Raw genomic sequence first — 285 nt, 5'->3', positions numbered from 1 at the left:
GCTTCTAGCGTTTCAAAAACGACAGACTCAACCAGCTGCTCAAGTTCATGGTTATCAATATTTATATGGCTAATTTTTTGAGAAATTAATTGATAAGTTGAATTAGGGTGTGCGGCTGAACCTTCAATTAACGGCTCTATTAAACCAGCACTGATATTTTCACCAAGACGTTGACCAATACTTTGAATTTGTTGCTCAATACGTCCCCCTACAAGTGGAATAAGCCTTAATAATTGTGTTAATTCAGGCGTATCTTCTATTGCCTGATCTACAATTTGTCCGACA

Annotated in this window: 1 pseudogene; it reads right to left on the bottom strand. The window is 37.2% G+C overall.

The features are described 5' to 3' along the window. A pseudogene (locus ACG9ZB_RS17185) lies at positions 1-285 on the bottom strand (preprotein translocase subunit SecA); the annotation flags it as partial.

Source organism: Acinetobacter johnsonii, assembly GCF_048551975.1.
GTDB classification, from domain to species: Bacteria; Pseudomonadota; Gammaproteobacteria; order Pseudomonadales; family Moraxellaceae; genus Acinetobacter; species Acinetobacter johnsonii_A.
Note: the sequence above shows the minus strand (reverse complement) of the source record. Positions and strands in the feature narration are given on the sequence as shown.